This window comes from Bradyrhizobium sp. CCBAU 53340 (assembly GCF_015291645.1).
Lineage (GTDB): Bacteria > Pseudomonadota > Alphaproteobacteria > Rhizobiales > Xanthobacteraceae > Bradyrhizobium.
In genome coordinates, this window is sequence record NZ_CP030055.1 from 3,759,329 (window position 1) to 3,784,435 (window position 25,107).

25 protein-coding genes are annotated in these 25,107 nt (G+C 64.0%); 24 read left to right on the forward strand and 1 reads right to left on the reverse strand.

Annotated features, from left to right (window positions below):
• Positions 1-30: 30 nt before the first annotated feature.
• The 23 genes from XH89_RS17845 (at position 31) to mtnK (ending at position 22,322) form a co-directional block, all read left to right on the forward strand.
• The gene (locus tag XH89_RS17845) at positions 31-1,416 is read left to right on the forward strand and encodes a PepSY domain-containing protein (RefSeq protein WP_246767861.1); all 1,386 of its coding nucleotides are present in this window, start codon (positions 31-33) and stop codon (positions 1,414-1,416) included.
• A 248-nt stretch (positions 1,417-1,664) separates the two neighbouring features.
• The gene (locus XH89_RS17850) at positions 1,665-2,030 is read left to right on the forward strand and encodes an NADH-quinone oxidoreductase subunit A (RefSeq protein WP_092290902.1); all 366 of its coding nucleotides are present in this window, start codon (positions 1,665-1,667) and stop codon (positions 2,028-2,030) included.
• Positions 2,027-2,608 carry an NADH-quinone oxidoreductase subunit B family protein gene (locus XH89_RS17855; RefSeq protein WP_194468525.1) on the forward strand — a complete coding sequence of 194 codons (582 nt, stop codon included), beginning with the start codon at positions 2,027-2,029 and terminating at the stop codon, positions 2,606-2,608. Before XH89_RS17850 ends, XH89_RS17855 begins: the two co-directional genes overlap by 4 nt.
• Positions 2,609-2,619: 11 nt before the next feature.
• Positions 2,620-3,234, forward strand: coding sequence for an NADH-quinone oxidoreductase subunit C (locus tag XH89_RS17860; RefSeq protein ID WP_194468240.1), 615 nt, complete (start codon positions 2,620-2,622; stop codon positions 3,232-3,234).
• Positions 3,235-3,236: 2 nt separating this feature from the next.
• Positions 3,237-4,433 (forward strand): NADH-quinone oxidoreductase subunit D, encoded by a 1,197-nt coding sequence (locus tag XH89_RS17865; protein ID WP_194468241.1) that lies wholly within the window; start codon positions 3,237-3,239, stop codon positions 4,431-4,433.
• On the forward strand, positions 4,433-5,395 hold the full coding sequence (locus XH89_RS17870) for an FkbM family methyltransferase (protein ID WP_194468242.1): 963 nt from the start codon (positions 4,433-4,435) through the stop codon (positions 5,393-5,395). Before XH89_RS17865 ends, XH89_RS17870 begins: the two co-directional genes overlap by 1 nt.
• Positions 5,396-5,405: 10 nt before the next feature.
• Positions 5,406-6,017 carry an NADH-quinone oxidoreductase subunit NuoE gene (gene nuoE, locus XH89_RS17875; RefSeq protein WP_194468243.1) on the forward strand — a complete coding sequence of 204 codons (612 nt, stop codon included), beginning with the start codon at positions 5,406-5,408 and terminating at the stop codon, positions 6,015-6,017.
• The gene (locus XH89_RS17880) at positions 6,017-6,220 is read left to right on the forward strand and encodes a hypothetical protein (RefSeq protein ID WP_194468244.1); all 204 of its coding nucleotides are present in this window, start codon (positions 6,017-6,019) and stop codon (positions 6,218-6,220) included. Before nuoE ends, XH89_RS17880 begins: the two co-directional genes overlap by 1 nt.
• Positions 6,221-6,235: 15 nt before the next feature.
• Positions 6,236-7,561 carry an NADH-quinone oxidoreductase subunit NuoF gene (gene nuoF, locus XH89_RS17885; RefSeq protein ID WP_194468245.1) on the forward strand — a complete coding sequence of 442 codons (1,326 nt, stop codon included), beginning with the start codon at positions 6,236-6,238 and terminating at the stop codon, positions 7,559-7,561.
• 5 nt (positions 7,562-7,566) lie between these two features.
• A complete protein-coding gene (gene nuoG / locus XH89_RS17890) occupies positions 7,567-9,642 on the forward strand; it encodes an NADH-quinone oxidoreductase subunit NuoG (RefSeq protein WP_194468246.1) in 2,076 nt (691 codons plus the stop codon).
• Positions 9,643-9,647: 5 nt separating this feature from the next.
• Positions 9,648-10,715 carry an NADH-quinone oxidoreductase subunit NuoH gene (nuoH, locus tag XH89_RS17895; RefSeq protein ID WP_194468247.1) on the forward strand — a complete coding sequence of 356 codons (1,068 nt, stop codon included), beginning with the start codon at positions 9,648-9,650 and terminating at the stop codon, positions 10,713-10,715.
• A gap of 7 nt (positions 10,716-10,722) precedes the next feature.
• Positions 10,723-11,217 carry an NADH-quinone oxidoreductase subunit NuoI gene (gene nuoI, locus XH89_RS17900; protein ID WP_191093171.1) on the forward strand — a complete coding sequence of 165 codons (495 nt, stop codon included), beginning with the start codon at positions 10,723-10,725 and terminating at the stop codon, positions 11,215-11,217.
• A gap of 9 nt (positions 11,218-11,226) precedes the next feature.
• The gene (locus XH89_RS17905; protein WP_194468248.1) at positions 11,227-11,865 is read left to right on the forward strand and encodes an NADH-quinone oxidoreductase subunit J; all 639 of its coding nucleotides are present in this window, start codon (positions 11,227-11,229) and stop codon (positions 11,863-11,865) included.
• A complete protein-coding gene (gene nuoK, locus XH89_RS17910; RefSeq protein ID WP_008547737.1) occupies positions 11,862-12,170 on the forward strand; it encodes an NADH-quinone oxidoreductase subunit NuoK in 309 nt (102 codons plus the stop codon). Before XH89_RS17905 ends, nuoK begins: the two co-directional genes overlap by 4 nt.
• Positions 12,171-12,178: 8 nt before the next feature.
• Positions 12,179-14,281: an NADH-quinone oxidoreductase subunit L gene (nuoL, locus tag XH89_RS17915; RefSeq protein ID WP_194468249.1), complete on the forward strand. Its 2,103-nt coding sequence runs from the start codon at positions 12,179-12,181 to the stop codon at positions 14,279-14,281.
• Positions 14,282-15,790, forward strand: coding sequence for an NADH-quinone oxidoreductase subunit M (locus XH89_RS17920; RefSeq protein WP_194468250.1), 1,509 nt, complete (start codon positions 14,282-14,284; stop codon positions 15,788-15,790).
• 22 nt (positions 15,791-15,812) lie between these two features.
• Positions 15,813-17,249, forward strand: a complete 1,437-nt coding sequence (gene nuoN / locus XH89_RS17925) for an NADH-quinone oxidoreductase subunit NuoN (protein WP_194468251.1) — start codon at positions 15,813-15,815, stop codon at positions 17,247-17,249.
• A gap of 1 nt (position 17,250) precedes the next feature.
• The gene (locus XH89_RS17930) at positions 17,251-18,057 is read left to right on the forward strand and encodes a biotin--[acetyl-CoA-carboxylase] ligase (RefSeq protein WP_194468252.1); all 807 of its coding nucleotides are present in this window, start codon (positions 17,251-17,253) and stop codon (positions 18,055-18,057) included.
• A complete protein-coding gene (locus XH89_RS17935; protein WP_194468253.1) occupies positions 18,057-19,727 on the forward strand; it encodes a ribonuclease J in 1,671 nt (556 codons plus the stop codon). The genes XH89_RS17930 and XH89_RS17935 overlap by 1 nt, the downstream gene beginning before the upstream one ends.
• Positions 19,728-19,770: 43 nt before the next feature.
• Entirely contained in the window at positions 19,771-20,175 is a 405-nt protein-coding gene (gene mce / locus XH89_RS17940; RefSeq protein WP_194468254.1) for a methylmalonyl-CoA epimerase, read from the forward strand.
• A 9-nt stretch (positions 20,176-20,184) separates the two neighbouring features.
• Entirely contained in the window at positions 20,185-20,460 is a 276-nt protein-coding gene (locus tag XH89_RS17945) for a DUF1467 family protein (protein ID WP_194468255.1), read from the forward strand.
• A 140-nt stretch (positions 20,461-20,600) separates the two neighbouring features.
• Complete coding sequence (locus tag XH89_RS17950) at positions 20,601-20,948, forward strand: hypothetical protein (protein WP_194468256.1); 348 nt, start codon at positions 20,601-20,603, stop codon at positions 20,946-20,948.
• 87 nt (positions 20,949-21,035) lie between these two features.
• Positions 21,036-22,322: an S-methyl-5-thioribose kinase gene (gene mtnK / locus XH89_RS17955; RefSeq protein ID WP_194468257.1), complete on the forward strand. Its 1,287-nt coding sequence runs from the start codon at positions 21,036-21,038 to the stop codon at positions 22,320-22,322.
• 38 nt (positions 22,323-22,360) lie between these two features.
• Here the strand turns inward: mtnK and XH89_RS17960 are convergent, their stop codons facing one another.
• Positions 22,361-23,245 carry a hypothetical protein gene (locus tag XH89_RS17960; protein ID WP_194468258.1) on the reverse strand — a complete coding sequence of 295 codons (885 nt, stop codon included), beginning with the start codon at positions 23,243-23,245 and terminating at the stop codon, positions 22,361-22,363.
• A 258-nt stretch (positions 23,246-23,503) separates the two neighbouring features.
• On the opposite strand from XH89_RS17960, the gene XH89_RS17965 reads away from it, so the two are divergent.
• Positions 23,504-25,090 carry an ABC transporter substrate-binding protein gene (locus XH89_RS17965; protein ID WP_194468259.1) on the forward strand — a complete coding sequence of 529 codons (1,587 nt, stop codon included), beginning with the start codon at positions 23,504-23,506 and terminating at the stop codon, positions 25,088-25,090.
• Positions 25,091-25,107: the final 17 nt, after the last annotated feature.

The window sequence follows — 25,107 nt, forward strand, 5'->3', positions numbered from 1 at the left end:
AATGGTCAGGCCCGGCGAGGGGAGAGTTTTGTGAAGGCGCGCACGGTCCGGGTCTGGTCCGTGGTCCACACCTGGACGAGCCTGGTCTCGGCATTGTTTCTGCTGCTGCTCTGTCTGACCGGCCTGCCGCTGATCTTCCATCACGAGATCGATGAGCTCCTGGGCTACGCCCCCCAGCCCGAAGCTCATGCGAGCGCGGCGCGCGCGACGCCTCAGGCCGTCGCCGACGCCGCGCTCGCCGCCGATCCCGGCTGTGTCCTGCAATATGTTTCCTGGGACAAGGACGCGCCCGGGATCGTGATGGCCTTCACCAACAGCGCGCCTGACGGGGCACCAGACAATGCGACCGTGCGCGCGTTCGATGCGGTCTCGGCAAGACTGCTCGGGCCGGTCGGTGTCGGGCCGATGCTGGTCGTGCTCAAGCTGCATACCGACATGTTTGCCGGCCAGGCTGGTAAGCTGTTTCTGGGCGCGATGGGACTGTTGTTTGCGGCAGCCATCATCTCCGGCGTCGTCCTGTACTGGCCGTTCACGCGTCGCCTGCGCTTTGCCACCATTCGTGACACCGCCTCGCGCCGGGTCCGCTGGCTCGACTGGCACAATCTGATCGGTGTGGTGACGGTGACCTGGGCGCTGGTGGTGGGCCTGACCGGCGTCGTCAATACCTGGGCCGAACTGATGCTCAACCAGTGGAAGGCGACCGAGCTCGCCAGCATGGTGGCGCCCTATGCCGGCAAGCCGCCGCCGGAGCATCTTGTCTCGCTTGACGAGGTGGTTGTTCGCGCCAGACAGTCGGCGCCCGGAATGGAGGTCGCCTTCATCGCATTCCCGGGCACGCCATTCTCGTCCTCGCACCATTTTGCAGCTTTCATGCGCGGCGACACCGCGCTGACGGCGCGGCTGCTCAAGCCGGTGCTGCTCGACGGCGAAACCGGGGAAGTTGCCGATACCAGGGCGCTGCCGTTCTATCTCCAGGCACTCCTGGTCTCGCAGCCGCTGCATTTCGGCGATTATGGCGGCATGCCGCTCAAGCTGATCTGGGCCGCGCTCGACGGGCTCACCATCGTCGTCATCGGCAGTGGCCTCTATCTCTGGCTAGCGAGGCGGTGGAGGCGGGCGCCTGGCCCGCATTCGCCAGACAAGCCCAGGTCCGGTCATCTGGTCCGGTCATCAGGTCCCGTCATGATGCATGGCTCCTCTGATCATGCGCCCCTGTGGATACGTGTCTTTGCGGCACCAAGCCTGCTCGCGACGATGACCGTCACGGGGCTCTTGGCGGCGTTGCTCTGGGAGAGGGGCGGCCAGTATGTCGCCTGGGTGACAGTCGGGGCGCCCGTTGCCGTCGTCGGCTGGGTCTGGGGGCGCTGCCGCAGCCAAAAAACCGGCTCATTTTTGCCGGCGATCCGCGGCAAATAGCCGGCGCGGCCGGTACGCCGCAATCCGAGAGCTGCTGCCCTGCAAAACCGTGGCCGCCCTTGTCGCCTCAGGCGATCTGCTCCATACCAGCCGCGGGGTGATTCCGGGATTTCCACCGGTCTGGAAGCAGCAAAGGGCCTGAAAAGAGCGTGTCTTGCGCCCATTGGTGCACTGCGCTAAGGCTCAGAATAATTCCAAATCGGACGAATCCGTGGCTGTCCCGAGGCTGCGGGAAAAAGGGCTCGTCAATGAGCGGCATTCTACAGAACTATCTTCCACTCGTCGTATTCATAGGAGTAGCGGCCATCATCGGCCTGGTGCTGCTGATCGCGCCCTTCATTGTGGCGTTCCAGCAGCCGGATCCGGAAAAGCTGTCGGCGTATGAGTGCGGTTTCAACGCCTTCGACGACGCCCGCATGAAGTTCGACGTCCGCTTCTATCTGGTCGCCATCCTCTTCATCATCTTCGATCTCGAGGTGGCGTTCCTGTTTCCCTGGGCGGTGGCGTTCGGCAAGCTCGGCGCGACCGGCTTCTGGTCCATGCTGGTGTTCCTCGCCGTGCTGACGGTGGGCTTCGCCTATGAATGGAAGAAAGGAGCACTCGAATGGGATTGAATCCTGTGCCGTCCGCCGGCCCGGCGATCGCGCCGGCCCCCAAGGGCATCCTGGATCCGTCGACCGGCAAGCCAGTCGGGGCCAATGATCCGTTCTTCCTCGAGGTCAATCACGAGCTGTCCGACAAGGGCTTCTTCGTGGCCGCAACCGATGACCTCATCACTTGGGCGCGTACCGGCTCCTTGATGTGGATGACCTTCGGTCTCGCCTGCTGCGCGGTCGAGATGATGCAGGTATCGATGCCGCGCTACGACGTCGAGCGCTTCGGCTTCGCCCCGCGTGCCTCGCCGCGTCAGTCCGACGTGATGATCGTCGCGGGTACGCTCACCAACAAGATGGCGCCAGCGCTGCGCAAGGTCTACGACCAGATGCCGGAGCCGCGCTATGTCATCTCGATGGGCTCCTGCGCCAATGGCGGCGGCTACTATCACTATTCCTACTCGGTCGTGCGCGGCTGCGACCGCATCGTGCCGATCGACATCTACGTGCCGGGCTGCCCGCCCACGGCGGAAGCGCTGCTCTACGGCGTGCTGCTGCTGCAGAAGAAGATCCGCCGCACCGGCACCATCGAACGCTAAGGTTTTACGTCATGGACGACGCCAAGCTCGACGCCCTGGGGCAGACGATCGTGAGCGCGCTTCCGGGCGCCGCCATCGGTCATTCCGTGGCCTTCAACCAGCTCACGGTTGATGTCGAGGCCAGCAAGATCGTCGAGGTGGTCAAGTACCTCCGCGACGATCCGAACTGCCGTTTCGTCAACTTCACCGACATTACGGCGGCCGACTATCCGTCGCGCGAAAAGCGCTTCGACGTGATCTATCACTTTCTGTCACCGACCCTGAACACCCGCATCCGCCTCAAGGCCCAGGCCGATGAGACCACGCAGGTGCCGTCGCTGATCGAGGTGTTCCCCGGCGCCGACTGGTTCGAGCGCGAGGCCTACGATCTCTACGGCGTGTTCTTCGTCGGCCACCCCGACATGCGCCGTATCCTCACCGATTACGGTTTCGAGGGGCATCCGCTGCGCAAGGACTTCCCGCTGACCGGCTTCCTCGAGGTCCGCTACGACGACCAGGAGAAGCGCGTGGTGTATGAGCCCGTCCGGCTCAACCAGGAATTCCGCAAGTTCGACTTTTTGTCTCCGTGGGAAGGTGCCGACTATCCGGTTCTTCCCGGCGATGAAAAAGCGGGACCGAAGGCCTGATCATGAACGAGCAACCCGAAAACCTTCGCAACTTTACGATCAACTTCGGACCGCAGCATCCGGCGGCGCATGGCGTTCTTCGTCTTGTGCTCGAACTGGACGGCGAAGTCGTCGCCCGCGTCGATCCCCATATCGGCCTGCTTCACCGCGGCACCGAAAAGCTGATCGAGCAGAAGACCTATCTGCAGGCGATCCCTTACTTCGACCGGCTCGACTACGTCGCGCCGATGAATCAGGAGCACGCCTTCTGCCTCGCTGCCGAGAAGCTGCTGGGCATCGAGGTGCCGCGCCGCGGCCAGCTGATCCGCGTGCTCTATTGCGAGATCGGCCGCATTCTCTCGCATCTTCTTAACGTCACCACGCAGGCGATGGACGTCGGCGCGCTGACCCCGCCGCTGTGGGGCTTCGAGGAGCGCGAGAAGCTGATGGTGTTCTACGAGCGCGCCTCGGGCAGCCGTATGCACGCAGCCTTCTTCCGCGTCGGCGGCGTGCATCAAGACCTGCCTCAGAAGCTGGTCGACGACATCGAGGCCTGGTGCGATCCGTTCCTGAAGGTCGTGGACGATCTCGATCGGCTGCTCACCGCGAACCGCATCTTCAAGCAGCGCAACGTCGACATCGGCGTGGTGCCGCTGAAGGAAGCCTGGGAGTGGGGCTTCTCGGGCGTGATGGTGCGCGGCTCGGGCGCCGCCTGGGACCTGCGCAAGTCGCAGCCCTACGAGTGCTACGCCGAGATGGATTTCGACATTCCGATCGGCAAGAACGGCGACTGCTACGATCGCTATCTGATCCGCATGGAAGAGATGCGCCAGTCCGTCCGCATCATGAAGCAGTGCATCCAGAAGCTGAACGCAGCCGACGGGAAGGGGCCTGTCGTCGTCGAAGACAACAAGGTTGCACCGCCCCGTCGTGGCGAGATGAAGCGTTCGATGGAAGCGCTGATCCATCATTTCAAGCTCTACACCGAAGGCGTTCACGTGCCGGAAGGCGAAGTCTACGCCGCGGTCGAAGCGCCCAAGGGCGAGTTCGGCGTCTATCTGATCTCCGACGGCACCAACAAGCCTTACAAGTGCAAGATCCGCGCGCCGGGCTTTGCCCACCTCCAGGCGATGGACCACATCTGCCGTGGCCATCTGCTCGCCGACGTCTCGGCCATTCTCGGCTCGCTCGACATCGTGTTCGGAGAGGTCGATCGGTGATGGCGCAGGCGCCAATCCAGTTTGACCGCGCCTCGGGGGCCCTTGAAGGGGCCAACCTGTGGGAGCGGACGGCTGCCTTGGCGCTGGTGACGGGATCGAAGATCTCCTCGCACTTCTCGCATATGGGCTACATCGCCTGCGCGAACCTGCTGCGCAAGACGCTGCCCGAGCGCAACATCGCGATCAAGCTCAACCCGGATGCCGTGTTCGAATTCCCGTACGGCGACGGCTATTGGAGCAAGCTGCTCAACCGCTCTTATTGCTACGAGGACGAGTTGGAGCTGCTGTTCGCCGACTCCATCGACGTCGACTACACGCTGCTCGATTGCGGCGCCAATTACGGCTACTGGTCGGTGCTGGTGTCGAGCAAGCCGTTCGGTTCGCACAAGGCGATCGCGATCGAGCCGTCGGGCCAGAACTATCCGAAGCTTGCCAACAATGCGCGCGTCAACGGTGGCCGCTTCGAGACCATGAAATGCGCGATCGGCGCTGCCCGCGGCACCGCGCGTCTGTCAGGCACCAAGCATGAGGCCTTCAGCATCGCCGGCGCTCCGTCGGATGGCGGCGAGGAAGTGCCGGTGCTGGCGCTCGACAATCTGATCGACGACGGCAAGGTCGCAGGCACCGGCAAATACCTGATCAAGCTCGACGTTGAAGGCGTCGAGATCGAGGCGATCAAGGGCGGCGCCCGGCTGCTTCAGGCCGACAGCGTCATCATGTGCGAGGAGCACGGCAGCGACCGCTCCCATGCGGTGTCGCGCTATATCCTCGAGCAAACCCCGCTGAAGCTGATCGTGTTCGATCCGCGCAGCAACCGTATGGAGACCGTGACCGAGCTGTCGATCCTCGATCGCATCAAGGTCTCGACCCACGTCGGCTACAATGTTTTCGGCACCGCAAGCGCGTTCTGGCAGGACAGGATTGATGCCCTGAATGCCAAGGCCGCGCGCCGCATGCAGTGAGAGATAAGATATGTCCGTTCGCCGATTAGCACCGAAGGAAGTCCAGCCCGCGAGCTTCGCGTTCACGGAGGAGAACCTCGCATTCGCCAAGCAGCAGATCGCGAAATATCCGGCCGGACGCCAGGCTTCGGCCGTCATCGCCATCCTCTGGCGCGCGCAGGAGCAGCATGACGGCTGGGTGTCGGAAGCTGCGATCCGCGTCATCGCGGACATGCTCGACATGCCCTATATCCGCGTGCTCGAGGTTGCGACCTTCTACACGATGTTCCAGCTCGCTCCCGTGGGCAAGAAGGCCCATGTCCAGGTCTGCGGCACCACGCCGTGCCGCCTGCGCGGCGCCGAAGACCTGATCCATGTCTGCGAGAGCCGAATCCATCACGATCCCTTCCATCTCTCCAAGGACGGCAATTTCAGCTGGGAAGAGGTGGAGTGCCTGGGCGCCTGCGTGAACGCGCCGATGGTGCTGATCGGCAAGGACACCTATGAGGACCTGACCAAGGAAACCTTCGGCAAGGTGCTCGACGGCTTTGCCTCCGGCAATCCGCCGAAGCCCGGTCCGCAGAACGGCCGCCAGTTCTCCGCGCCGGCGGGCGGGCCCACCACGCTGAAGGAGACCTCCTGATGGGTCTTCCGTCTCAGGCGAACGAGGGGAGCGGAGCCGTGAAGAAATGGGGCTTCGTTGCCATGCACGCCGCGCTCGCGGCCGCCTTCATGTTCCTGCTGCAGCGTTTTGTGATGAACGCCCCGCAGGAAACCAGTCTGCTCTGGGCGCTGACCTTCGCCGTCTGCGCCGCCGGACTTGCCTACAAGCAGTCCAATCGTTGATCGGAAAGCACTGATATGCTCGAGGACAAGGACCGCATCTTCAAGAACCTCTACGGCCTCCACGATTGGGGGCTCGAGGGCGCGCGGCGCCGCGGCGCCTGGGATGGTACCAAGAACATCATCGACAAGGGCCGCGACTGGATCATCAACGAGATGAAGGCCTCTGGCCTCCGCGGCCGCGGCGGCGCCGGCTTCCCGACCGGTCTGAAATGGTCCTTCATGCCGAAGGAATCGACCGACGGCCGTCCGAGCTATCTCGTCGTCAACGCCGACGAGTCCGAGCCCGGCACCTGCAAGGATCGCGAGATCATGCGGCACGATCCGCATCTGCTGATCGAGGGCTGCCTGATTGCCAGCTGCGCCATGAACGCGCACACCTGCTACATCTATGTTCGCGGCGAGTTCATCCGCGAGCGCGAGCATCTTCAGGCCGCGATCGACCAGGCTTATGACGCCAAGCTGGTCGGCAAGGACAACGTAAACGGCTGGCCGTTCGACATCTACGTCGCGCACGGCGCCGGCGCCTATATCTGCGGCGAAGAGACCGCGCTGCTCGAAAGCCTCGAAGGCAAGAAGGGCCAGCCGCGCCTGAAGCCGCCGTTCCCGGCCAATGTCGGCCTGTTCGGCTGCCCGACCACCGTGAACAATGTCGAGTCGATCGCGGTCGCGCCCGACATCCTGCGCCGCGGCGCCGCCTGGTTCGCCGGCATCGGCCGTCCAAACAATGTCGGCACCAAGCTGTTCTGCATCTCCGGCCATGTCGAGCGGCCCTGCAACGTCGAAGAGGCCATGGGCATTCCGTTTCGTGAGCTGATCGACAAGCATTGCGGCGGCATCCGCGGCGGCTGGGACAATCTCAAGGCGGTGATCCCCGGCGGCTCGTCGGTCCGCATGGTGCCGGCCGAGCAGATCATCGACACGCCGATGGATTTCGACAGCTTGAGCAAGCTGCGCTCGGGCCTCGGCACCGCCGCCGTGATCGTGATGGACAAATCCACCGATTTGATCCGCGCCATCGCCCGCATCTCCTATTTCTACAAGCATGAGAGCTGCGGCCAGTGCACGCCGTGCCGTGAAGGCACGGGCTGGATGTGGCGCGTGCTCACCCGCATGGCCGAGGGCCGCGCCCACAAGCGCGAGATCGACATGCTGCTCGAAGTGACAAAACAGGTCGAAGGCCACACCATTTGCGCGCTCGGCGACGCAGCCGCCTGGCCGATCCAGGGCCTGATCGCGCATTTCCGTCACGAGATCGAAGCGCGCATCGACCAGTATTCGCACAGGGCCGACATCGATGATGCCGGCGTCCGCGATCCCGTGAACATGGTCGCGGCGGAGTAAGAGACATGACCAAGCTCATCATCGACGGCAAAGAGATCGATGTTCCCGCCGAATACACGCTGCTTCAGGCGTGCGAGGCGGCGGGCGCCGAGATTCCGCGCTTCTGCTATCACGAGCGCCTGTCGATCGCCGGCAATTGCCGGATGTGCCTCGTCGAGGTGAAGGGCGGCCCGAAGCCGGTCGCATCCTGCGCCTGGGGTGTGCGCGACTGCCGTCCGGGCCCGAAGGGCGAGCCGCCGGAGATCTCGACGCGTTCGCCGATGGTGAAGAAGGCGCGCGAAGGCGTGATGGAATTCCTTCTCATCAACCATCCCTTGGACTGCCCGATCTGCGACCAGGGCGGCGAGTGCGACCTGCAGGACCAGGCGATGGGCTATGGTGTCGACACCAGCCGCTTCGCCGAGAACAAGCGCGCGGTCGAGGACAAATATCTCGGCGCGCTGGTCAAGACCTCGATGAACCGCTGCATCCAGTGCACGCGCTGCGTCCGCTTCTCGGCGGAAGTCGCCGGCGCCCCTGAAATGGGCGCGACCGGGCGCGGCGAGGACATGGAGATCACGACCTATCTCGAGCACGCGCTGACGTCGGAGCTGCAGGGCAATCTCGTCGACATCTGCCCGGTCGGCGCGCTGACCTCGAAGCCCTATGCCTTCGCGGCGCGTCCCTGGGAGCTCGGCAAGACCCAGTCGATCGACGTCATGGATGGCGTGGGCTCGGCGATCCGCGTCGACACCCGCGGCCGCGAGGTGATGCGCGTGCTGCCGCGCATCAACGAGGCCGTGAACGAGGAGTGGATCTCCGACAAGACCCGCCACATCGTCGACGGCCTGCGCACCCAGCGCCTCGATCGCCCCTATATCCGCGAAGCCGGCAAGCTGCGTGCGGCGAGCTGGCCGGAAGCTTTCGCCGCGATCGCTGCGAAAGCGGCGCGCACCGACGGCAAGCGCATCGGCGCGATCGCGGGCGATCTTGCTGGCGTCGAGGAGATGTTCGCGCTGAAGGATCTGCTCGCCAAATTCGGCTCGGCCAATCTGGCGGTGCAGGGCGGCGATGCCTTCGATCCCGCGCTCGGCCGCGGCTCCTACATCTTCAATCCGTCGCTCGCGGGCGTCGAGCAGGCCGATGCGCTGCTCATCATCGGCGCCAATCCGCGGAAAGAGGCGGCCGTGTTCAACGCCCGCATCCGCAAGCGCTGGCGCGCCGGCGGCTTCAAGATCGGGGTGATCGGCGCCAAGGCCGATCTCACCTACGATTATGACCATCTCGGCGCAGGCACCGAGACGCTCGGTGAGCTCGCCTCCGGCAAGCACTCCTTCATGGACGTGCTGAAGAACGCCAAGAACCCGATCATCCTGGTCGGCGCGGGCGCCACCTCGCGCCACGACGGCGCCGCCATTCTGGCTGCCAGCGCCAAGCTCGCGCTCGATGTCGGCGCGGTGAAGGACGGCTGGAACGGCTTTGGCGTGCTGCACGAGGCCGCCTCGCGCGTCGGCGCGCTCGACATCGGCTTCGTTGCGGGTGCGGGCGGGCTGAACGCCGCGCAGATGACGACCTTCGGCACGCTGGACTTGCTGTTCCTGCTCGGCGCGGACGAGATCAAGGCGCCTGATGGCACTTTCGTGGTCTACATCGGCACCCATGGGGACCGTGGCGCGCACCGCGCCGACGTGATCCTGCCGGCGGCCGCCTACACCGAGAAGTCCGCGATCTACGTCAACACCGAAGGCCGCGTGCAGATGACCGGCCGCGCCGCGTTCCCGCCGGGTGAAGCCCGCGAGGACTGGGCGATCATCCGCGCGCTCTCCGAAGCGCTCGGCAAGAAGCTCGGCTATGACTCGCTGGCCGCGCTGCGCCAGGTGATCTTCAAGGCCGTGCCGCATCTGATCCGTCTCGACCAGATCGAGGCCGGCTCCGCCGACCAGGTCAAGAAGCTGGCCGGGAAGGGCGGCTCGCCCGAGAAGGCGCCGTTCAAGCCTCTGGTCGAGGACTTCTATTTGACCAACCCGATCGCGCGTGCGTCCGCCGTGATGGCGGAATGCTCGCGGCTTGCCTCCGGGCAGATGCTGACCGCAGCGGAGTGAGCAGAATGGAATTCTTCGAAAGCGCATTCTGGACCGGCTTCCTCTGGCCGCTGATCATCATGATCGCGGAGAGCGTGCTGGTGCTCGTCGTCCTCCTGGTCGCGATCGCCTACATCCTGCTCGCCGACCGCAAGATCTGGGCGGCGGTGCAGATCCGCCGCGGCCCGAACGTGGTCGGCCCCTGGGGCCTGTTCCAATCCTTCGCCGACCTGCTCAAATTCGTGCTCAAGGAGCCGATCATTCCGGCCGGCGCCAACAAGGGCGTGTTCCTGCTGGCGCCCTTGGTATCGTGCGTGCTCGCGCTCGCGGCCTGGGCGGTGATCCCGACCAATCTCGGCTGGGTGATCTCCGACATCAATGTCGGCATCCTCTTCATCTTCGCGATCTCGTCGCTGTCGATCTACGGCATCATTATGGCCGGCTGGTCGTCGAACTCGAAGTATCCGTTCCTGGCCGCGCTGCGCTCGGCGGCGCAGATGGTGTCCTATGAAGTCTCGATCGGCTTCGTCATCATCACCGTGCTGCTCTGCGCCGGCACGCTGAACCTGTCGGCCGTGGTCGAGGCCCAACATGCGCGGGGTCTTGCGAGCCTGATCGGGCTGCCGCAGCTCACCATCCTGAACTGGTACGTCTGGCCGCTGTTCCCGATGTTCGTGGTGTTCTACGTCTCGGCGCTGGCGGAAACCAACCGTCCGCCCTTCGACCTCGTCGAGGCGGAATCCGAGCTCGTTGCCGGCTTCATGGTCGAGTACGGCTCGACGCCGTACCTCTTGTTCATGCTCGGCGAATACGTGGCGATCGTCACGATGTGCGCGATGGCCACTATCCTGTTCCTCGGAGGCTGGCTGCCGCCGGTGGACCTGCCGCCCTTCAACTGGGTGCCGGGGATCATTTGGTTCTCGCTGAAACTGTTCTTCATGTTCTTCCTGTTCGCGATGGCAAAGGCGATCGTGCCGCGCTACCGCTACGACCAACTGATGCGCCTCGGCTGGAAGGTGTTCCTGCCGCTGTCGCTGGCGATGGTGATCGTGGTGGCCGGCGTGCTGCAATTCGCCGGCATCGCGCCGAAGTGAGGCTGTCATGGGTATCAACGTCAACGCCACTGCACGCTCGCTTCTGCTGTCGGAATTCGTCTCGGCGTTCTTCCTCGCCATGCGCTATTTCTTCCAGCCGAAGCCAACGCTGAACTATCCGTTCGAGAAGGGCCCGATCTCGCCGCGTTTCCGTGGCGAGCATGCGCTGCGCCGCTATCCGAACGGCGAAGAACGCTGCATCGCCTGCAAGCTGTGCGAGGCGGTCTGCCCGGCGCAGGCCATCACCATCGAGGCCGGCCCGCGCCGCAACGACGGCACCCGCCGCACCGTGCGCTACGACATCGACATGGTGAAGTGCATCTATTGCGGCCTCTGCCAGGAGGCCTGTCCGGTCGACGCCATCGTCGAAGGTCCGAACTTCGAGTTTGCGACCGAGACCCGCGAGGAACTGTTCTATGACAAGGCCAAGCTGCTCGCCAACGGCGACCGCTGGGAACGCGAGATCGCGAAAGCGATCGAGCTCGACGCGCCGTACCGGTGAGGTGAGGGTATGATCCTTCCCGCGCTCTTCTTCTATCTCTTCGCCGGCGTCTGCGTCGCCTCGGCCGTCATGGTGATTGTCTCGCGCAATCCCGTGCACTCCGTGCTGTACCTGATCCTGGCCTTCGTCAACGCCTCCGGCCTGTTCGTGCTGATGGGCGCCGAATTTCTCGGCATGATGCTGATCGTCGTCTATGTCGGCGCGGTCGCGGTGCTGTTCCTGTTCGTGATCATGATGCTCGATGTCGACTTCCTCGAGCTGCGCGAAGGCTTCATCCAGTACCTGCCGGTCGGCGTCGTGATCGGCGGCATCTTCCTGTTCGAGCTGCTGTTGACCGTCGGCGCCTGGGTCATCAATCCCAATGTCGGCAAGACCATCACGGCCCCGATCCCGGCCAACGTCTCGAACACCGAGGCGCTCGGCCTCGTGCTCTATACGAAGTATATCCACTACTTCCAGCTCGCGGGCATGGTGCTGCTGGTCGCCATGATCGGCGCCATCGTGCTGACGCTGCGCCACAAGGCGAGCGTGAAGCGGCAGGACATCAACGTTCAGAACGCACGCACGCCCGAGATGGCGATGGCGATGCGCCAGGTGGCACCGGGGCAGGGGCTCTCGGACGCCGACGCGGCGGAGTGGGTGAAATGACGATCGGGCTCGGACACTATCTGGCGGTCGGCGCGATCCTGTTCACGCTCGGCATCCTCGGCATCTTCCTGAACCGCAAGAACATCATCGTCATCCTGATGTCGATCGAGCTGATCCTGCTCTCGGTCAACATCAACCTGGTGGCATTCTCGACCTTCCTCGGCGACATCGTCGGCCAGGTCTTCGCGCTGCTGGTCCTGACCGTTGCAGCCGCCGAAGCCGCGATCGGTCTTGCCATCCTGGTGGTCTATTTCCGCAACCGCGGCTCGATCGCGGTTGAGGACGTCAATCTGATGAAGGGCTGAGCTCTCAAATGGTTCAGGCAATCGTTTTCCTGCCGCTGCTGGGCGCCATTCTGGCCGGCCTGATCTCGCTGGTCGGCGCGCATGGTCGCAACCCCTCGGGTGACGAGCTCGAGCATCATGGCGATCACGGCCACGGTGCGCACGTTCATGCGTCCGATACCATCAACGAGGATGCCTCCGTCATCCACGAGAGCCATCACGAACCCGGCGACGGGCATGACGGCCACGGCCCGGCCGAGCCGGCGGCCGCGGGCTCGCGCGGCGCCGAGCTGATCACGACCGCCCTGCTGTTCGTGTCGGCGGCGCTGTCCTGGATGACGCTGGTCGATGTCGGCTTCAACGGCCACGACGCCCGGTACCAGCTCTTGCCCTGGATATTCTCCGGCGAGCTCGAGGTCTGGTGGAGCTTGCGCGTCGACACGCTCACCGCCGTGATGCTGGTGGTGGTGACGACCGTGTCCTCGCTCGTGCACCTCTATTCCATCGGCTACATGGACGAGGATCCGAACCGGCCGCGCTTCTTCGGCTATCTCTCCCTGTTCACCTTCGCCATGCTGATGCTGGTGACGGCTGACAACCTCGTGCAGCTGTTCTTCGGCTGGGAAGGCGTGGGTCTCGCCAGCTACCTCCTGATCGGCTTCTGGTATCAGAAGCCCTCGGCGAACGCCGCCGCCATCAAGGCCTTCGTGGTCAACCGCGTCGGCGATTTCGGCTTCGCGCTCGGCATCTTCGCGATCTTCATGCTGACGAGCTCGACCGATTTCGAGACCATCTTCCATGCCGCTCCCGGCCTGACCGGCAAGACCATCGACTTCCTCGGCTGGCATGCCGACGCGCTGACCTTGACCTGCCTGCTGCTGTTCATGGGCGCGATGGGCAAGTCGGCGCAGTTCCTGCTGCACACCTGGTTGCCGGACGCGATGGAAGGCCCGACGCCGGTGTCGGCGCTGATCCACGCCGCGACCATGGTCACCGCCGGCGTCTTCATGGTGGCGCGCCTGTCGCCGCTGTTCGAGCTTGCTCCGAACGCGCAGGCCGTCGTGATGTTCTTCGGCGCGACCACGGCGTTCTTCGCCGCGACCATCGGTCTCGTCCAGAACGACATCAAGCGCATCGTTGCGTATTCGACCTGTTCGCAGCTCGGCTACATGTTCGTGGCGATGGGGGCAGGGGCCTATTCGGTCGGCATGTTCCATTTGTTCACGCACGCCTTCTTCAAGGCGCTGCTGTTCCTAGGCTCCGGCTCGGTGATCTACGCGATGCACCACGAGCAGGACATCCGCAACATGGGCGGCCTCTGGCGCAAGATTCCGTACACGTTCGCGGTGATGGCCGTCGGCACCTTGGCGCTGACCGGTTTTCCGTTCTTCGCGGGCTACTACTCCAAGGACGCGATCATCGAGGCGGCCTATGCCGCACATAATCCGTTCTCGACCTACGCCTATCTGCTGACGATCGCGGCAGCCGGCCTGACCTCGTTCTATTCCTGGCGCTTGGTGTTCAAGACCTTCTTCGGCGAACCGCACGACCAGGAGCACTACGAGGCGGCGCATGAAAGCCCGATCTGGATGCTGATCCCGATCGGCGTGCTGGCCGTCGGTTCGATCGCGGCAGGTTTTCTATTCGTGGAGGTGTTTGCTCACCCCCACGGCGTGGAGGAGTTCTTCCGCGAATCCGTGAAGATGAACCCGCACATCCTCGAGGATATGGAGCACATGCCGCGTCTGCTCGGCTGGCTGCCCTTCGTGATGATGGCTGGTGGCTTCCTGGTGTCCTACACTTTCTACATCCGTAAGCCCTACCTGCCGGTCGAGCTCGCGAACACGCAGCCGATGCTGTACCAGTTCCTGCTCAACAAATGGTACTTCGACGAGCTGTACGACCTCATCTTCGTCCGTCCGGCGAAGTGGATCGGCTATCAGCTCTGGAAGAAGGGCGACGGCTTCATCATCGACGGTCTGGGTCCCGACGGCGTCTCGGCGCGCGTCTTGGATATCACCCGCAACGTCGTGAAGATCCAGACCGGTTATCTCTATCACTACGCGTTCGCCATGCTGATCGGCGCCGCCGGCCTGATCACCTGGTTCATGTTCGGCTTTGGAGGCCAGTAAATGACAACCTGGCCCATCCTTTCGGTCACGACGTTCCTGCCGCTGGTCGGTGCGCTGATCGTTTACCTGAGCCGCGGTGATGACGAGGCGTCGCGGCGCAATTCGCGCTGGATCGCCCTGTGGACCACGATCATCACCTTCGCCGTGTCGGTGATCCTGGTGCTGCGCTTCGATCCGTCGAATGCCGACTTCCAGTTCGTCGAGAAGGCGAACTGGCTCGCCACCGGCATCACCTACCACATGGGTGTCGACGGCATTTCGCTGCCCTTCGTGATCCTGACCACCGCCCTGATGCCGTTCTGCATCATTGCGAGCTGGAAGTCGGTCACGAGCCGGGTGCGCGAATATATGATGGCGTTCCTGATCCTGGAAACGCTGATGGTCGGCACCTTCTCGGCGCTCGATCTCGTGCTGTTCTATCTGTTCTTCGAAGGCGGCCTGATCCCGATGTTCCTGATCATCGGTGTCTGGGGCGGCCCGCGCCGGGTCTACGCCTCGTTCAAGTTCTTCCTCTACACGCTGCTCGGCTCGGTCCTGATGCTGCTCGCCATCATGGCGCTGTATTGGAACGCCAGCACCACCGACATCCCGGTCCTGATGCACACGGCCGTGCCGCGGTCATTGCAGACATGGGCCTGGCTCGCCTTCTTCGCCTCGTTCGCGGTGAAGATGCCGATGTGGCCAGTGCACACCTGGCTGCCCGACGCGCACGTCGAGGCGCCGACCGCAGGCTCGGTGATCCTGGCCGCGATCCTGCTGAAGATGGGCGGCTACGGCTTCCTGCGCTTCTCGCTGCCGATGTTCCCGCTGGCCTCGCATGACTTCGCGCCGCTGATCTTCACGCTCTCGACCATCGCCATCATCTACACCTCGCTGGTGGCGATGATGCAGGAGGACATGAAGAAGCTGATCGCGTACTCCTCGGTCGCGCATATGGGCTTCGTCACCATGGGCATCTTCGCCGGCACCATGCAGGGCGTCGCCGGCGGCGTGTTCCAGATGATCTCGCACGGCATCGTCTCCGGCGCGCTGTTCCTCTGCGTCGGCATCGTCTACGACCGCATGCACACCCGCGAGATCGCGGCCTATGGCGGCCTCGTCAACCGGATGCCGCTCTACGCCATGACCTTCATGGTCTTCACCATGGCCAATGTCGGTCTGCCCGGAACCAGCGGATTCGTCGGCGAGTTCATGACGCTGCTCGGCACCTTCAAGACCTCGATCCCGACCGCGTTCTTCGCCACGACCGGCGTGATCCTGTCGGCGTGCTATGCGCTGTGGCTGTACCGCAAGGTCGTGTTCGGATCGCTGGTGAAGCCCTCGCTGGCTAGCATCAAGGACCTCACCTTCCGGGAGTGCCTGACGCTGTTCCCGCTGATCGCGCTGACGATCCTGTTCGGCGTCTATCCGAAGCCGGTGCTCGACATGTCGGCCGTCTCGGTCCAGCAACTCGTTAACAACTACAACACCGCTGTGACGGCCGTGAAGGCCGCCGCACTGCTCCAGTGATCGGGCAGGTCAGGATATCGCCATGAGCTTTTCGACTGCAGGTTATCAACTGGCGCCGGTGCTGCCCGAGCTCGTGCTCGCGATCGGTGCCATGGCGCTTCTGATGCTCGGCGCCTATCGCGGGCAGGGGACCACGAGTGCGGTGACCACGCTGGCGGTGCTGCTGCTGATCCTGGTCGGTGTGCTCGAATACACGCTGCCCGCGGGCAAGCAGGTCACCTTCGGCGGCAGCTTCGTCGTCGACGATTTCGCGCGCTTCATGAAGATCCTGTCCCTGGTCGGCTCGGCGGTGACGCTGATCCTGTCGACCGAGTTCCTGGCCGATCCGTCGCGCCGCATCTTCGAATATGCGATCCTGGTGCTGCTCTCCACGCTCGGTATGATGGTGCTGATCTCGGCGGCTGACCTGATCACGCTCTATCTCGGCCTCGAATTGATGTCGCTCGCGCTCTACGTCGTGGCGGCCTCGAACCGCGACAATGCCAAGTCGACCGAAGCCGGCCTGAAGTACTTTGTGCTCGGCGCGCTGTCCTCGGGCATGCTGCTGTATGGCGCCTCGCTGGTCTACGGCTTCACCGGCACCGTCAGCTTCACCGGGATCGCCGCGGCCGCGACGATCTCGAATACCGGCCTCGTGTTTGGCCTCGTCTTCCTGCTGGCCGGCCTCTGCTTCAAGGTTTCGGCCGTGCCGTTCCACATGTGGACGCCAGACGTGTACGAGGGCGCCCCGACGCCGGTCACCGCCTTCTTCGCCTCGGCGCCGAAGGTCGCCGCGCTCGCGGTGTTCACCCGCGTCACGCTGACCGCATTCCCCGGCATCGTTTCGCAATGGCAGCAGATCCTGGTGTTCGTCGCGATCGCCTCGATGGCGCTGGGCTCGTTCGCCGCGATCGGCCAGAGCAACATCAAGCGCCTGATGGCCTATTCGTCGATCGGCCATATGGGCTTCGCCCTGGTCGGCCTTGCCTCCGGCACGGTCGAAGGCGCGCAGGGCGTCTTGATGTACATCGTGATCTATGTCGCGATGACGCTCGGTTCGTTCTCGATCATCCTCGCGATGAAGCGCAACGGCCAGGCGGTCGAGCAGATCAGCGATTTCGCGGGCCTCTCGCGCACCAATCCGCTGCTCGCCTTCATGTTCGCGATGCTGCTGTTCTCGCTCGCCGGCGTTCCGCCGCTCGCGGGCTTCTTCGCCAAATGGTACGTCTTCGTCGCCGCCATCAAGGCGAATTTGTTCACGCTCTCGGTGATCGGCGTGCTCTCCAGCGTCGTCGGCGCCTACTACTATCTCGCCATCGTCAAGACGATGTATTTCGACGAGCCGGCGGGGCAGGTCGATCCTGTCAGGGTCGAGGTCAAGACGGTGCTGGCGGTCGCAGGCCTGTTCAACATCCTGTTCGCGCTGTTCGCGGGTCCGGTGGTGAGCGTCGCCTCCGCCGCCGCCAAGTCGCTGTTCTAGGATGGGATTCGCGCTCGGTCCTCGCGCGTCAGCGGCGGGCTACAAGCTCGCCGCCCTTGAGCGGACCGGCTCGACCAACGCTGATGCGATCGAAGCAGCCCGCGCCGGCGAGCGCGGCCCGATCTGGTTCGTGACGTCGGAGCAGACCGCCGGCCGCGGCCGCCGCCAGCGGCCCTGGATCGCACCCAAAGGCAATCTCGCCGCCAGTGTGCTCGAAGTCCTCGATGTCGCCCCAGCGGTGGCCGCCACGATCGGTTTTGCCGCCGGGCTGGCGGAGGAGGCCGCCCTCGAGAAGGTCAGCCTGGAGGCCGCGCTCCGGCTTGGCCCCGACCGGCCCCGATACGCCCTGAAATGGCCGAATGACGTCCTCGCCAACGGCAAGAAGCTCGTCGGCATTGGTCTTGAGGCCGAAGCCGTGGGTGATCGCCTGGCCATCGTGGTCGGGATCGGCACCAATATCGTGGCGGCCCCGGAGGGCACGCCGACGCCGGCGGTATCGCTCGCAGCCCTCGGCGTCCAGATCAGCGCCGAAGAGCTGTTCTCGGCCCTGTCGGACGCCTGGGTCGAGTTCCGCGGCATTTGGGACAATGGCCGAGGCTTCGCCGAGATCCGTAAGCTGTGGCTGGAGCGGGCCGCCCGCCTCGGTGAGCCGATTGCGATCCACACGGGAACCATGGTCTTGGAAGGCATCTTCGACACGATCGACGACACCGGCTGCCTGATCGTCCGCACCGCGGAGGGCCGCCTTGTGCCCGTGGCGGCGGGCGAAGTGTTCTTCGGCCCGGCCCGTTCGGTGGGAGCTGCGTGATGGCGAGGCCCGACGAACTGGTGTTTGCGCCGCTCGGCGGCGTCGGCGAGATCGGCATGAACCTGTCGATCTACGGCCTCGGCAACCGCCACCAGCGTGCCTGGCTCGCGGTCGATCTCGGCGTCTCCTTCGGCGACGAGGAGCATCTGCCCGGCATCGACCTGATCATGCCCGACATCAGCTTCCTGGAAAAGGAACGCAAGAACCTGATGGGGCTGGTGCTGACGCATGCCCACGAGGATCATTTCGGCGCCATCATCGACCTCTGGCCCAAGCTGAAATGCCCGATCTACGCGACGCAATTCAGCGCGGCGCTGTTCGAGGCCAAATGCGCCGCCGAGCGCAATGCCCCTGTCATCCCCGTCACGGTGGTCCCATCCGGCGGCCGTATCGATGTCGGTCCGTTCAACGTGGAGTTCATTCCGGTCGCGCATTCGATTCCGGAAGCGCATGCGCTGGCGATCCACACCGACGCCGGCGTGGTGCTGCACACCGGCGACTGGAAGATCGACCCGACCCCGACGCTGGGCCGTCCGACCGACGAGAAGCGGCTGCGCGAGCTCGGCGAGGAGGGCGTGCTTGCCTTGATCGGGGATTCCACCAACGCGGTGCGCGACGGCCGTTCGCCGTCCGAAGCCGAGGTCGCCCGCACCATCATCGATCTGGTCAAGGCCGCCAAGGGCCGCGTCGCGGTCACGACGTTCGCCTCCAACGTCGCGCGCATCAAGGCCGTCGCAGATGCCGCCAAGGCCGCCGACCGCGAGGTCGTCGTGGTCGGCCGCGCCATGGAGCGCGTGGTGCAGGTGGCGCGCGAGACCGGCTTTCTCGACGGCGTGCAGAATTTCCGCTCGCCCGAGGTCTACGGCCATCTGCCGCAGGACAAGGTGCTGGCGCTCTGCACCGGCAGCCAGGGCGAGCCGCGCGCCGCGCTGGCGCGCATTGCCAATGACGACCATCCGGAAATCACGCTCAACCGCGGCGACAGCGTGATTTTCTCCTCGCGCACCATCCCGGGCAACGAGAAGGCCGTCAGCTCCATCATCAACAATCTGGTGCTGCAGGGCGTCGAAGTCCTCACCGACCGCGACCATCTGGTCCACGTCTCGGGCCATCCGCGCCGCGACGAATTGCGCGACATGATCTCCTGGGTGAAGCCGCAACTGCTGATCCCCGTGCACGGCGAGGCCCTGCACCTGAACGACCACGCCAAGCTCGCGCGCGCCGCCGGCGTGCCGCGCGTTCTGGTCATTCGCAACGGTGACCTCGTCAAGCTTGGCCCCGGCGATCCCGGCGTGGTCGGCGAGGTGCCCTCGGGCCGGCTCTACAAGGACGGCACCATTCTTGAGGACTCCAAGTCGCGCGCGGTGGTCGAGCGCCGCCGCATGGCATTCTCCGGCTGCGCCTTCGTCGCCATCGCCATGACCGCACAGGGCGAGCTCGCCGACGAGCCCGAGGTCGATCTGGTCGGCATCCCCGACAAGAACCGGGCCGGCGAGCCGTTCGACGACATCGTCTTCGATGCCGTGATGTCCACGGTCGAGGGCCTGCCGAAAGCGCGCCGGCGGGATCCGGATGCGCTGGCGGAATCGGTGCGACGCGCCGTCCGGGCCGTCATCAACGAACATTGGGGCAAAAAGCCCCCCTGTCTGGTCCACGTCCTGACGGTGTAGGCTAGGCGTGATCTTGCGGATCATGCCCTGAGGGAGAAGAAACATGCTGGGTCGCCTCAACCACGTCGCGATCGCGACCAAGGACGCCGTCAAGGCCGCCAGGATCTACGGCGCCGCGTTCGGGGCGCAAATTTCCGAGGCCGTGCCGCTGCCCGAGCACGGCGTCATCACCGTGTTCGCGACGCTGCCCAACACCAAGATCGAGTTCATCGAACCGCTCGGTGAGACCTCGCCGATCGCAAAATTCCTCGAGCGCAACGCCGATGGCGGCATCCACCATATCTGCTACGAGGTCGTCGACATCATCACTTCGCGCGATACGCTGGTGAGGGAGGGCGCGCGCGTGCTCGGCGACGGCGTGCCGAAGATCGGCGCTCACGGCAAGCCGGTGCTGTTCCTGCATCCGAAGGACTTTTCCGGCGCGCTGGTCGAAATCGAGCAGGCGTAAGACCGGGTCATGGCCGCCCAGATCTCAACCGCGCTCGCGATCTACTTCGTCATCTGGTGGATCGCGCTGTTCTTGACACTGCCGTTCGGCGTCCGCAGCCAGCACGAGGACGGCGGCGGCGCACCCGGGACCGATCCCGGCGCGCCTGTTCTGACCGGGATGAAGCGCAAGCTGGTCTGGACCACGATCATCTCGGCGATCATCTACGGCCTCGGTCTTGCCGCCTATCAGGCCGGCTATCTCTCGATCGAACGCCTGTCGAAACTGATGGGAATGCCGTTTTAGGGGTAGAGACAACGTATATTAACCAAGGGCGTCATTGCGAGCGTAGCGAAGCAATCCAGAGTCTTGCCGCGGAGGGATTCTGGATTGCTTCGCGGAGCTCGCAATGACGGCGGAGATAGTTCGTATAGTTGGGAGAGCAAATGACTTTTCAGAGGATCGTGGTCGCGCTTCTGGTGCTGATCATCGCCGGTCTCGGAGCCGTCGGCTATGTCGAATGGAAGACGGCTGTGCAGGTGCGAACGCTGAAGGCGTTCGTCGAGGGCTATGTCTTTAACGAAGTCGTGATGGCCTGCGAGCAGGCCAAGAGCTCGACGCCGTTCAAATGGAACGGCGGCAAGAGCACCTCGGTGATCGGCCTGAACTCGGTCAAGCTTGATAAATACACCGTCAGCGCCAGCTACACGCTGGTGGCGGACAGCGTCTATTGTGATTACGATCCCATCAAAAGAAAGGCCGAGATCGGCTCGAGCTTCCTGGAGCGGGAGTAACGGTCCGGCCCATACCAAGCATGATCCGGAAAAGTGTGAAGCGGTTTTTCGACAAGATCATGCTCAAATAAACGGGATAGGATCGTCATGACTCACGGGCAGGGGGATTACCGGATTCTGCAGGAAGCGGCCTTGCGGGATTATCTTGCGGGCCTGCCTGACATCACCGCACTGCTCGGCGGTGCGCCGGCGTCATGGGCGATCACCGAGGTCGGCGACGGCAATCTCAATCTCGTCTTCATCGTGAAGGGCGCAAGCGGCGGCATCGCCGTGAAGCAGGCGCTGCCTTACGTCCGCCTCGTCGGCGAGAGTTGGCCGTTGCCGCTGTCGCGGGCGCATTACGAATATCTCGCGCTGTCCCGGCAGGCCCGGCTGGCGCCCGGCCTCGTGCCGGCCTTGCTGCACCACAGCGAGACGCTGGCGCTCACCGTGATGGAGCTGCTCGAGCCCCACATCATCATGCGCAAGGGGCTGGTTGCCGGAACGCGCTATCCGCGCTTTGTCGACGACATCTCGACCTTCATGGCGCGGACGCTGTTCCATACTTCCGATCTCGCGCTTGCGGCGGCCGAGAAGAAGGAGGCCATCGCGGCCTTCGCCGGCAATCATGCGCTGTGCAAGATCACCGAGGATCTGATCTTCACCGATCCCTATCGGATCGCCGAGCAGAACCGCTGGACCGCGCCCTATCTCGACGGCCTCGCTGCATCCTTGCGCGAGGACATGGAGCTGCATGTCGCGATCAGTAGGCTCAAGCTGAAATTCATGGCAAGCCCCGAGGCGCTGCTGCACGGCGATCTCCACACTGGCTCGATCATGGTGACGGCGTCAGAGACGCGGGTGATCGATCCCGAATTCGCCTTCTACGGCCCGATGGGGTTTGACCTCGGCGCGGTGCTGGCCAATCTGCTGATGGCCTATTTCGCCTCCGCCGGCCACGAGCGTGCGCCGGGCGAGCGACGCGAATTCGAGACGTGGGTGCTGGAGACGGTCGAGCAGGTCTGGAACGAATTTTCGCGAAAATTTCTCGGCCTCTGGCGGTCGGAGGCCAGCGGCGATGCCTATCCGGTCTCGCTCTTCACCGGCGAGAAGGGCGCTGCGCGGCTGGAGTCCGAGCGGCAGGCCTACATGCAGCGGCTGTTCACCGACACGGTCGGCTTCGCCGCCGCCAAGATCATCCGCCGCATCTTCGGCCTCGCCCACAACATCGATTTCGAGCTGATCGAGGATCCGAAGCAGCGGGCCATCAGCGAGGCCCGCGCCATCAGGCTTGCGCGGGGGATGATGGTGGAGGCGGCTGCGTTTCGGGCGATCGGTGAGGTCACCGGCGCGGCGCGGAAATTGCGGGACTGGCAGCCGGAATTGTCAGGCTGAAGACGTCGCAATGACGCGTGAGAGACGGTCGTAGAACGCTAATAGAGATGCACCGGCAGCATGACGCCATGCGTCTCGACCAATAGACCCCAGGTCTCGTTGGCCGCAACCTCGAACTCCCGGCTGCGCGCCGGGCTGCCATCCACCGTCAGGGTGACCTTGTACTTGCCCGGCGACAGATCGAGCTTCTGGCTCTCGGGCAATTCGGCGGCCGCGTCGTCTGAATTCGCCAGGTTCTTTCCGGCATGTGCCGCCAATCTGATGGTCCGCTCGTTGACGGTGACGACTGCCGCGCCGTCCGTGTTGTTGCCGAGCATCAGCCGCCCTTGCTCCGGTTTTGGCAAAAACCCTGCCGTCGCGACAGGACGCTTGCGCAGCGACAGGTCGGCGATTGTCTTGCCGTCCCGACGGGTGAGCCGAAGCGAGCCCGGTCCGTCGGCCGTTGTGAAGCCGATCACGATCCGATCGGGCTCGATGGCGGCGCCTTCATTCTCGGTCCAGCCACGGTCGTCGAGCGCGGCACGATAGAAGCCGAGGACCGCCGCGAGATCGAGCGGCGTCTCGACGTGCGCCGACCGGATGAAGGGCGAGTTGTTCGCGGTCATCAGATCCCAGCCGCCGGGCAGGGGCAGGCCCAAATCTGTCGACGTTTTGCTCTCAAAGGTTCGGCGTCCGGCGCGAGTCAGCGCTTCGAGAGCGTCGCAGATCAGGCGCTCACCGAGAAAGTCGGGGGAGCAACGGCCCCAGACCGTCCACCAGATATCGGCAACTTCCCCATTCCACCGCGAGGTGTGGGACCAGCCGGCCTGGATGCCGTCGGCAGCTCCGTCCCTGTCAGGGGCCGGCGCGACCGGAATCGCCATCGCAGCGGTCGCGGCGACCAGAATGCCGGCGAGCAGGACAGCTGGCGTTCGACGATTCATTCTTACCGCGACCCTTGGGCTCAGATAACGATCGTGAGCTTGGTCGCGTCGATCACGAAAAATGTTCACTGGCTCGGTGCTCGATGACGCACTGCGTCATCAGGCGGGCTTGCGTCACGCGGGCGTGCAACCCCACGAGGTCTTCGTGCCTGCCTGAGGAACCGGCATCGGTTGCCCTCAAAACGAAGCTTGCGTTCGACGGGCGACGGATGATCAAATCCCTGATCGACATACCTTGCGTTGATGGGGGACCACATGATGTTCAGGATGACTGTGATCGTCGCTGGAATGGCACTGGCGCTTGCCGGATCGGCGGAGGCCCAGACCCCGCGCAAGGGCGGAACCATCCGGATGACCGCCCCCTACGGTTCGAGCTTCACCAGCCTCGACATCCACACCACCCAGCGCGCGCAGGACGAGATTTACGCCAAGGCGCTGCATCGCTCGCTCTACACTTGGGACTCTGCGGAGGGAAAGCCGGTTCCCGAGCTTGCAAAGGAGGTCGTCGTCTCGGGCGGCGGTCTCGTTCAAACTTTCAAGCTCCGCGACGACGCCTATTTCCACAACGGTCGCAAGATGACGGCCGACGACATCATCTGGACCTTCAACCGCATCATGGACGGCACCAAGGCCTATCCCGGCGCGCGTTATGTCCGCATCATCGAGGGTGCGGCGGCTGTGGAGAAGGGGCAGGCCAAGGAGATCTCCGGCCTGAAGAAGATCGACGACTTCACCCTCGAGATGAAGCTGACCGAGAAGGTCGATCCCGGCTTCTATTTCTTCACCGCGCTGACTTCGATCTATCCCGCCGACGAGGGCGGCAAGGAGAGCTTCATCCAGCATCCGATCGGTCTCGGCCCCTTCAAATTCGTCGAGCACGTGCCGGGTTCGCGCATCGTTCTGGAGCGGTGGGACAAGTTCTACAAGCCCGGCAAGCCCTACGCCGACAAGCTCGTCGTCTCGATCATGGGTGAGGCCGCGGCGCGCGACGTCGCCTTCCGCAACAAGGAAATCGATACCTCGGTGCTCGGACCTGCGCAATATGTCGCCTATGAGGCTGATCCCAACCTCAAGGGCACCATCGTCGAGGTCGCTGAGGTCTTCACGCGCTACATGGGCATGAACCCCGCGTTCAAGCCGTTTGCCGACAAGCGGGTCCGGCAGGCAATCAACTACGCGATCGACAGCGACCTGATCATCAACAAGCTGGTCAAGAACAAGGCCTATCGCGCCACCAGCTGGCTGCCGCTGACCTCGCCCGCCTACGACAAGACGATGAAGCCGTACCCCTACGATCCGGCCAAGGCCAAGCAGCTGCTCACCGAGGCAGGCTATCCCCAGGGCTTCGAATTCGAATGGACCACCAGCCAGAACGAAAGCTGGGGCCTGCCGATCGTCTCGGCCGTCATCCCCATGCTGGACAAGGTCGGTATCAAGGTGAAGGTCAAGCAGGTCGAGACCGCGGTGCTGGCGGAGGTGGTGCGCACCGGCGACTACCAGGCCTTCATCTATTCCCAGCAGAGCGGACCGGATCCGCTGGCTGCGCTCAAATGCTTCCACTCGTCGACGCCGCAGCCGGCCTGCAATTACATGAATTTCAGGAATCCCGACTTCGACAAGATCCTCGACGAGGCGGGACAGACCGACGACACCGCCAAGCGCAACCAACTGCTGCAAAAGGCCAATGCGTTCCTCTACGAGGAGGCGCCGGTCTGGTTCTTCAACTACAACAAGGCCGTCATGGCCGTGCAGCCCTGGCTTCACGGCATTCAGCAGAACCCGACAGAGCTGACCCATCAGAACACCGAGGAGCTGTGGGTCGACGACACTTCGCCCGCGAAATGACACGCGTTCTCGTGCTC